This window comes from Priestia sp. SB1 (genome assembly GCF_038898415.1).
Genome location: NZ_JBBJSS010000029.1, coordinates 1 through 8,582, shown reverse-complemented (window position 1 = coordinate 8,582; position 8,582 = coordinate 1). Strand labels below are relative to the sequence as shown.

The window sequence follows — 8,582 nt, the reverse complement described above, 5'->3', positions numbered from 1 at the left end:
TTAAACGATACTCTGACCAATAGGGACATGTCTAAGGAGCGTACTAATTTAATGAAATATTCGTGTCACACTACCATTATATGTGGGAAATATGGTGTATGTACCTAATGTTTACAAGACTTTTGTAACAAACAATCATATATACTAATGAACAAGCATATTAATTTAAAAAAGGACTCAACATGCTCTCTTTTGTGAATTGAACTAGCAGACGACTCCCAAATGGACCGATTTGGGGGTTATTTGCTCTTATACGAGTATGAAAATAGCCTGGGTAGACAAAACTATCAAAGACGCTTTACAGCGTCTATTCGGTCATTTGCACTGTTACAAACTGAAGAATGTAAAGCAGAAAATACTACTTGAAAAAATAAACTAAACAATTAGATGAAGTAGTGTTTTCTGTTCTTCAACTTACGTAAGAAAGATATACACACAATCAAAAAAATGAGTGCTCAATAATAGCATGTGTAATCATATACATCACATAATTTCTTTAATACTTGAACATGATATTTACGATGGCATAAAGTCTCTATACGTTATGATTTGAAGTATTTGGTTGTATACAAAAAACTCTTGGGAGAATCGTAACCGAGAGTTTTTTGTTTTAACGTTTTAAAGAGATGTTCCTATTTTTGAATAAAAACATCACGCAAAGAGCAAGCTACTCACGATTGATTAAAGTTTCAAAATTACAATGTAAAGTATTGATGATAAGAGCTAAAAAAGCACCTTAGAGAGAAGGTGCTTTTTTATTTGAAAGGAATAATCGAAAGATGAAACCATTTTTAAAATATCTGTTTTTCTTAATTGGTGGAGTTATTTGTATTAGTCTCCTAGTGTTTTCTATCTATACAGATCTTGCTCACTTGAATGGATACACTCCTGCTCATGTTAAGAAGTAAAAAACTTATGGACATACAATCCAACATCGCAAATGAATTTATTTTTGAATGTAAATACTTTTCTAGGAGCAAACCTTTGATGTTTTTATGTAAGAACAATATATCAAATGTAAAAGCTAGCATACTGCTAGCTCTTTAAAAGTAAAATGTTTATTAGTTATTAGCAGCCTCCAACAAATCCACCGAAACAAGAAGCGCCGATAATGATTAATAAAATAAACAATACAATAATTAAAGCGAAACCACCGCCAGTACCACAGCCGCCTCCGCCGTAACCATATCCGCCATAGCCGCAACCGCCACCATAACCTCCAAAGCCCATATTGTCACCCCCTATATGCTTACTACTCTTAAGATATGTATAAAAAATAAAATTGCTCCAAAATGTTGTCTCTATAGGAACAACCAGATCAATAATAAATGGCACATTAATTTTCAAAGAATTATAAACCTTTTAGATATGTTTACATAGAATAAATCAACCATAGTTTTTGCTTTATAAAAACAGTTACCTCCCTAACTGATACGTTATTATTAAAAGACCAAGAAGATTCCAACCGCCTGGCATCTTCTTGGTCTTTTGATATTGTATACGATGATTCATATCGTCAGCTTACTTAGCATCATTAACGTTAAAAAAGGGCTTGTTCAACTAACTGAACAAGCCCTTTTATCTATAAAATTAATAGTTCGAATGACGTTTGCATTTACAATTTGAACGATGATGTTTATGACTGTCGTAGCCATCTCTGCAGTTACTACCTTGACTATGGCCACCACCATAGTTATATCCATTATCATACTCATTGTTATAGTTACCACCATAGTTGCCACGGCCGCAGCCACAACCACCGTAGTTATTATTGTAGTTGTCCCAACAGCTTCTACGACGTCTACATCCACAACCAAAGAAATTCCAACAACACATATTTGTTTCACCTCGTTTGATTGCCTAAAGGCTTATTTAGTCAACTTAAGTTGACTCTACTTTTATTAAAGAATACCACCTAGTAGACCGATAATTGTGGAAAGTAATGATCCTAAATCTAACATATCATTATCCCTCCTTTATGCATGAAAATAGCGCAAATAAGACTATTTGCATAGAATCATCATATGCTTGTCCCCTTATAAAGGTTCATTATTGTTCGAAAATCCACTTATGATTACTCCATTTGCTAACGATAAATTGGAATAGCAAGTCTCTTGTAATTTAAACGTATAGAATACGGCAAGTAGATTAAACTAATTTAGAAGTCTTTTTAGACTCCGTTTAAAACCCGATTTGTTTATCAGTAGAAAAGCTATCTCTTCCCCAGATAGCTTTTTACATTTATGCCATTTTTTAAAGGTGAATTCCATGTACATAAACTGTAAAATATTTAAGGTATTTTTAGCATTCTTTATTGTTTCTTCTTTTCCGTTTGCTACTATTTTGTTTACCGATTATTTGACCAGGACAAATAAGAAAAGTAATTAATACTGATAGTGAATAGGTATAACTATTTTGAGCATACTATTGGTGACTCCAACAGGTGTCATTGGATAAACGTCGTGCAATATAAAAGCCACCTTTTCTCCTAGGTGGTTTTTCTTTGGATTTTAAACACCATATCTTAAGCTTGTTGAATTATATTTACCTATGATACAACCAACATTCAACAGCAAAACAGTGTATATACAATGTGTTTTGTTCATTTTCTTTGTGTTTTCATAACAATTAACTCATGAGTATTTAATATGACACCATATTTTGACCAAACTATATAAGATATTTCCTATCAATACCTCGCCCTAGATTGAAAAAAGCTTCTAGTTCTTAACTAGAAGCTTTTTTACGTTACCTAGATTATTGATGTCTAAGTAATAAATTAATTACATCTACTGTGCTAGCTTTTGAGCAGCTAGTGCTCGTACTAGCTGCTACTTCGCTATAAAACGAATAATGCAGGTCGACATGAGCAAACTATCCAAGATGCTTTGTACGCCCTGAAGTATCACTTTACGGCCAAAATTGTATAACATCCAAAACAGAAAAGCTGCCTCTTCCCCGATGGCAGTTTTTCTGTTTCATGAGTATATATCTTATGTGTGCGAAGTTAACATAAAACGTATTACCGGAACTATAAAAGACCAAGAACTTTAAATGCTTCCTGGCCTTTGTTAAATAAATCTTTATATTTCTTTTAAAAATGGACTTTCAATCATTGTATATTTACGTGCAAATCTTTTATAACTGATTTCTGTAAAATTGTTTCCTTTTTGAAAGACTAACCTGTTGTGATCTATATCTTTTTCTGACAGCTTATATCCTTTTTTATTCATTGTTTTAATGTAGGTATCTAAATGTCCTTTAGGAACTATATACAAGATATCATTATCTACATTTGATGTTTCGGCTATCCCTTTATCTTTGAATTCTAGCTGATAGATTGCCTTAGCATTTGCAATTGGCCTATTTGCACCAAAAATGTGCTGCCAATTAACAAAGACAATAAACGTAATTAGAACAATGAAAATAATAGAACTACAAGCAATTATCATTATTTTTTTCATTCAAATTTCCCTTTATCATTAAAGATCTGTGCTTGTTCTATTTGTTTTTGATCCTCTGCTGAAAGACTAACTTCAACCGTATTACCACTTTCTTGAGTTAGATTCTCAATATCTCTTACAATACCTTCTCGCTGCTTATTAGTTATGTGCATGCTATGTAGCTCAGCTTCTTTTTGTTCCTCTGCTGTTATGTGTGTAGTAGTATCATTATCACCGTTTAATGCTATATCGGAGCTTTCAAATAATGGTGATTCATTTGAACTTTGAATAAGCACCCCTAATGTAGATAGTCCTAAGATACATGTACAAACTAATAAATGTTTTTTTACTTTAATTTTAGACAACCCTTTCTTTACCTTAAATATCTAATTCACCCAATAATTATATCTTCTATTTTGCGTAAAAGAAATTAATAACACATATATAGACTATAATTTAGAGAGCTTTATATCATCTTTTCAAGGCTAGTTACCATAATCCAGATTCTAGGAACTTAAAAAGCCTTATAATGGTCTATAAGGCTTTTTTGAATATTTAGGGTCCAGAAATCCCATAAGCAATAGCTAATAGAAACATAAAAGCAGACAATAAAATAATTAATATCCCATTTGCTATAATACTGAACCACATAATTCTTGGAGTTTTAGTTCTGATCCCTAAAATTAGAGAAACAATAAACCCAATATCTATAAACAGATATATCCATAAAGTAATATCTAATCTGCCAATAGCATTAGGAAACGTTCTACCAAGAGTAAAAATAATAAGAGTGACTACTAATAAAAAAATTGTTAAAAAAATAGACTTGAATTCTTTGTTAATACTCAATCGATACCCCCCTAACCAAATACAATAATACCATATAAAACCATTTATAAGTATGTATATTACATGCAAAACAAGTTAACATAATCGCTCTTTCCGGAACACATACAAAAAGAGAACCCTTGGTAGGTAAGGGTTCTTCAAGAGGCACTCTTCATGAATTATGCAGCTTTTTATACATCCTTGGTGTGACAAGCTTTTCCGATAGGATGCTCAAATATAGAATGAATAAAAAGTGTACCTTTTATTCATATGCATAACCCCCAAGAAATGTTTAACGTACCAATAATTACATAACATTTAAAACTGATTTGAGAAATAAAATTTGTTAGTATTGATATTGAGATGATGATCTATTAACGGATTAATCTGTTAAAAAATCAGCAAAAACTCCAACTCTGATTTGCCCATTAGAGTTGGAGTTTTTTTATTATTAAACCTACCCTCTCAAAAAATAGCCTACATGCGAAAAGTATGATAAGATAAATATCAGACTATTCTTACAAATTTCAACGTAGCAAAAAAGCAATCCCAATCTTCTATGACAAAGATGAGGTTGCTTCTTTTGTTTTAAAATTTGTATGACAAGTTTCATTTTATTATGTTACACTAAAAGAGCTAACGACTTAATCTAACCTTTTCTTTTACTTTTTTGCAAAGTAAAATTCCTAAACAAAAAAGAGCAAACCTTCTCCAATGCCAGTTGAGATAGGGTTGCTCTTTTTTTGTTAGCAAGAAAATATAAAAAGCTGTACCGTAAGATACAGCTTTTTGCAAAAAAAAATTCTATATACTTAAATTATCTAAAAATTTCATTGTTAAACTTGGTAGAGTTTGCTATGATTAAATCAATTAAATGATCGGAAAATCGAAAAAGGCAAAGCGTGTTGTCGAAGGATTAGGCCCCTTCTTCAACCGTCCACCGTGCAAACCCACGGTAAACACCTGCTTCACCTTTTCTTTAGTGTAATTCTATGTTCATTTTACGATAGAATTACATGAAAAACAAGGGGAAGTTCTATACTCTTTTATTATTTTAAAAGACGTGTTTACCTGAAAGACGGTATCACGTCTTTTTTCGTTTTCCATAAAAGGGAGCGAATAAAAATGGCAAAAGAAAAAATTGAGATTATTGCAAGTGTAGAAACATACAAAAACTTATCATCCTTTAAGTCTATTGAAGAGCTAAATGAAACAGTAAGATCTCACGTAGAGATGCATAAAAACAGCCTAAAGAAAACTCACATTGCAGTACTAAAAGTCTTACATGGACATTCAGCAAAACACCTAGGTGTTTCTTTCTTAACGAAAAACAATATTGGCAAACTAGTTGGTAAAAGTCGCGCTACTATTATCCGTGTGTGTAAGCATTTAGAGGATCTAGGAATTATTAAGCAACTAGAAATGAAACGCAGAAGTGACATGAAACAAACAAGTAATGCTATCATTATTCAACCAATCCAAAAAGACGAACCAGCCCAAGAAAATGATCAAATTCAACAAAATACAACACAAGAAAACTCAAATATGCAACACCAAAAAAACAAAACCTTTTTAAAACAATTACATAATATTAAACATCTAAATATGAGTAAAGAAATATCTAAGCGTAAACCTTATATAAAAATGGTTCCTAAAAGACTTCAACAATATCAAGCTTTTTTTGGTAATCAAATTAAGTCTCTATACGGACGTATTTGGCTTGCAATGAAGAACTTTGGTGTATCAGTTGATAGATCTATCATGCAAGATATTGCTCATATTGCTTTTGATAAACTTGTAGATTACATAAAACAAGGACGTAACCTTTCTACTGAAGAAATGCATAAATTAGCTTATACCATCGCCTATAATCAGCTTTTAGAACGTGATGACACAAAAGCAATGGCAAACTTTGTAGATAGTTTTATTGAACGGACCAAACACCTTAAAAACCACCCTTTACACTCAGGCGTATAAGGGATGGCCGCCTAAGCGAAGAGTCCCTTTATAAAAATAATCTAAAACTAGACTTCTTAGAAATTAATATGAATCCTAAGTGAGATGGCCGTTGTTCATCACGGCATTCTTTAAATATATTCGTTTGCCAGTTCTTTAATTGAAGGGCTAATATAATGTCATGACGAATGAATTAGAGAGGGGGCATGACGTTATGTCTGATACGAATAACTTTGTTTATAAAACGGGTGAAGTTTTAAAGAGGTTAGATCTCAAGGATTCTGTCTTTAAAAAATACGTTTTTAGCCTTGAAAAAGAAGGGTATTCTTTTCAGAGAAACAATTTAGGACATCGCCTTTTTACAGAAGAAGACATAAAAGCTTTGGAGATGTTTTTAGAGCTAATCAGTTATGACGGTATGACCATTGAGTCCGTAGCAAGAAAGATAGGGACGGCCAACAAGAAGCAAATAGAGCCAATGGGTCATGATGTCATGACTGGAAACGACATAGATGGTCATGACGTCATGACCGAAAAAGATGCTAATAGTCATGACGCCATGACGCTAGTGAATGTACTTTTAAAAGAGCAAGAACAACGCTTCGTAAGGCTTCTTCAGGAACAAGAACAAACATTTAAAAACGAGATACAGGCTATTAAAGATAGTCAAATTCAAGAAGTTTATGAGCTTAAAAAAACATTGCTTGAAAGAATGGATGACGATACAGGAACTGAAAAAAGAGATGAAATCCTTATTCAAGTTATGCGGGACATCAGAGAAACAAAAAAAATGGTGGCTGCTTCCCAGGCAGATAACAAAAAGAAGTGGTGGGAGTTTTGGAGATAACATACTAGACTAATATATATAAGTGTCAGCTACTACAAAAATGGGGTGATGGAAAATGCGGATTAAATTTGAAGAGCCAGTTACACCTGAACTTATTGCCAGTACATTACAAGGGTTGATGGACGAGTATGATGTAAGTCTTTCAAAAACGAATTTGTATATCAATTTCCGTAATGCTGATGGAGAGTTAGTGACGTTAGTAGATAGTAATGGGGATGAGATTGAAGGAATTGTAGTCAAAAAACCGAAAACTCAAAAGCCCAAAAAGAAAGAAACGACAGGCAACCTAGTTGAGTTTCCAAATAAAGAACGAGAAATTGATATTGAATAGTATAAGAAATACAAGGTTTCAAATTGGCTATCTTAGTTTATTCAAACTAAGATAGCCAATTTGAAACTCTGATAATTTACAATATAAATTATTCTTTAGCATAAGCTACTTCAGCTTCTGCTTTTATTTTTTCTTTTACAACTACATCATGATGCAAAATCTTATCTTTATTTTTCCCTACATAGGATTGAAGTGCCTTCGCAATCTTTTCTGCTTCTTCTTCACTTTGAATCTCAAAGTACTTCTCAAAAATCGCTCCGACTTGAATTAGTCGTCTTGTTCTTTCTTTTCTCTCTTTTTCCTTTTTACGCGCTTCAACTTGTTGTTTCTTCGCTTTCATCTTCTCAATTTTCTCTTCTAACTCCTGAAGAATTTCTTCATCTGTTCGCTTTTTCGTCACCCATCCTCAACCCCTTTTTCTGTTCTCTAATGTTTAAATCGATTATATCAAAAATTGAGATAAATTGGTATCCTTAGCATAGATTCTCTCACCAGTATATGGTATAATTCCCTTAGATCAAAGAGATAAGGGCGCACTTATACATCGTACCGATGTGTGCGGTTCCTTCGGAACGAAAATACAAAAACAAAGACCCATTCGCCTAGATGGCGAATTTCATAAAAACTGTTTGCCTATCGGCAAAGATGAAAGTACCATCTGACACCTTTGGTGTTCATAATGATACTTTCATCAAAAACGTTGATTAGCGCACTTTGTGCTCTCATCAACGTATTCCAGAAACAAAAATTCATTTACAAGAAAGGAGGAACGAATCATGGCTATTTACCATCTGTCGATGCAAATTATCAGCCGTTCAAAAGGACAATCAGCTGTCGCTGCAGCTGCTTATCGCAGTGGCGAAAAACTATATGATGAACGCACCGACGAGCAAAAAATTTATGCTCGTGACGTGCAACCAGAAACCATGATTCTGACTCCTACTAATGCGCCAGAATGGATGAAAGATCGGAACCGTTTATGGAATGAAGTTGAAAAAGTAGAGAAACGCAAAGATTCGCAACTAGCACGTGAATTAAACGTTGCATTACCAGTTGAATTAAACCACGAACAACAAAAAGAGCTGATTCAGTCTTTTGCGCAACATGAATTTGTTCAAAAAGGAATGGTGGCCGATATCGCCATCCATCGTGACGATGCAAATAATCCTCACGCTCA

10 protein-coding genes are annotated in these 8,582 nt (G+C 33.2%); 5 read left to right on the top strand and 5 right to left on the bottom strand.

Going from position 1 to position 8,582, the window contains the following annotated elements; genetic code table 11:
* Positions 1–1,068: 1,068 nt before the first annotated feature.
* Positions 1,069–1,230 carry a sporulation protein YjcZ gene (gene yjcZ, locus WKH56_RS34935; protein WP_063247683.1) on the bottom strand — a complete coding sequence of 54 codons (162 nt, stop codon included), beginning with the start codon at positions 1,228–1,230 and terminating at the stop codon, positions 1,069–1,071.
* A gap of 273 nt (positions 1,231–1,503) precedes the next feature.
* Between yjcZ and WKH56_RS34930 the strand changes: the two genes are divergently transcribed.
* Positions 1,504–1,626 (top strand): hypothetical protein, encoded by a 123-nt coding sequence (locus tag WKH56_RS34930; RefSeq protein WP_342837850.1) that lies wholly within the window; start codon positions 1,504–1,506, stop codon positions 1,624–1,626.
* A gap of 1,457 nt (positions 1,627–3,083) precedes the next feature.
* Here WKH56_RS34930 and WKH56_RS34925 read toward each other — a convergent pair.
* From WKH56_RS34925 to WKH56_RS34915, 3 genes are all read right to left on the bottom strand, one after another.
* Positions 3,084–3,464 carry a hypothetical protein gene (locus WKH56_RS34925; RefSeq protein ID WP_098113468.1) on the bottom strand — a complete coding sequence of 127 codons (381 nt, stop codon included), beginning with the start codon at positions 3,462–3,464 and terminating at the stop codon, positions 3,084–3,086.
* Positions 3,461–3,808: a hypothetical protein gene (locus WKH56_RS34920; RefSeq protein WP_154990994.1), complete on the bottom strand. Its 348-nt coding sequence runs from the start codon at positions 3,806–3,808 to the stop codon at positions 3,461–3,463. Before WKH56_RS34920 ends, WKH56_RS34925 begins: the two co-directional genes overlap by 4 nt.
* A gap of 190 nt (positions 3,809–3,998) precedes the next feature.
* Positions 3,999–4,292, bottom strand: coding sequence for a hypothetical protein (locus WKH56_RS34915; protein WP_154992621.1), 294 nt, complete (start codon positions 4,290–4,292; stop codon positions 3,999–4,001).
* Positions 4,293–5,396: 1,104 nt separating this feature from the next.
* On the opposite strand from WKH56_RS34915, the gene WKH56_RS34910 reads away from it, so the two are divergent.
* The 3 genes from WKH56_RS34910 (at position 5,397) to WKH56_RS34900 (ending at position 7,405) form a co-directional block, all read left to right on the top strand.
* The gene (locus tag WKH56_RS34910; RefSeq protein ID WP_342837846.1) at positions 5,397–6,248 is read left to right on the top strand and encodes a helix-turn-helix domain-containing protein; all 852 of its coding nucleotides are present in this window, start codon (positions 5,397–5,399) and stop codon (positions 6,246–6,248) included.
* A gap of 193 nt (positions 6,249–6,441) precedes the next feature.
* Positions 6,442–7,074 (top strand): DUF3967 domain-containing protein, encoded by a 633-nt coding sequence (locus WKH56_RS34905; protein WP_342837845.1) that lies wholly within the window; start codon positions 6,442–6,444, stop codon positions 7,072–7,074.
* 55 nt (positions 7,075–7,129) lie between these two features.
* Entirely contained in the window at positions 7,130–7,405 is a 276-nt protein-coding gene (locus WKH56_RS34900; RefSeq protein ID WP_154975098.1) for a hypothetical protein, read from the top strand.
* Between the two features lie 88 nt (positions 7,406–7,493).
* Here WKH56_RS34900 and WKH56_RS34895 read toward each other — a convergent pair whose 3' ends face one another.
* On the bottom strand, positions 7,494–7,805 hold the full coding sequence (locus WKH56_RS34895; RefSeq protein ID WP_342837843.1) for a hypothetical protein: 312 nt from the start codon (positions 7,803–7,805) through the stop codon (positions 7,494–7,496).
* 376 nt (positions 7,806–8,181) lie between these two features.
* On the opposite strand from WKH56_RS34895, the gene WKH56_RS34890 reads away from it, so the two are divergent.
* Positions 8,182–8,582, top strand: a 401-nt coding sequence (locus WKH56_RS34890) for a MobA/MobL family protein (RefSeq protein WP_342837841.1), incomplete at its 3' end; no start/stop codon positions are given.

Coding starts and splice junctions, on each gene's coding strand:
- yjcZ (WP_063247683.1), bottom strand. CDS start 1,230: ATGGGCTTTGGAGGTTATGGTGGCGGTTGCGGCTATGGCGGATATGGT.
- WKH56_RS34930 (WP_342837850.1), top strand. CDS start 1,504: ATGATTCATATCGTCAGCTTACTTAGCATCATTAACGTTAAAAAAGGG.
- WKH56_RS34905 (WP_342837845.1), top strand. CDS start 6,442: ATGTCTGATACGAATAACTTTGTTTATAAAACGGGTGAAGTTTTAAAG.
- WKH56_RS34925 (WP_098113468.1), bottom strand. CDS start 3,464: ATGAAAAAAATAATGATAATTGCTTGTAGTTCTATTATTTTCATTGTT.
- WKH56_RS34910 (WP_342837846.1), top strand. CDS start 5,397: ATGGCAAAAGAAAAAATTGAGATTATTGCAAGTGTAGAAACATACAAA.
- WKH56_RS34900 (WP_154975098.1), top strand. CDS start 7,130: ATGCGGATTAAATTTGAAGAGCCAGTTACACCTGAACTTATTGCCAGT.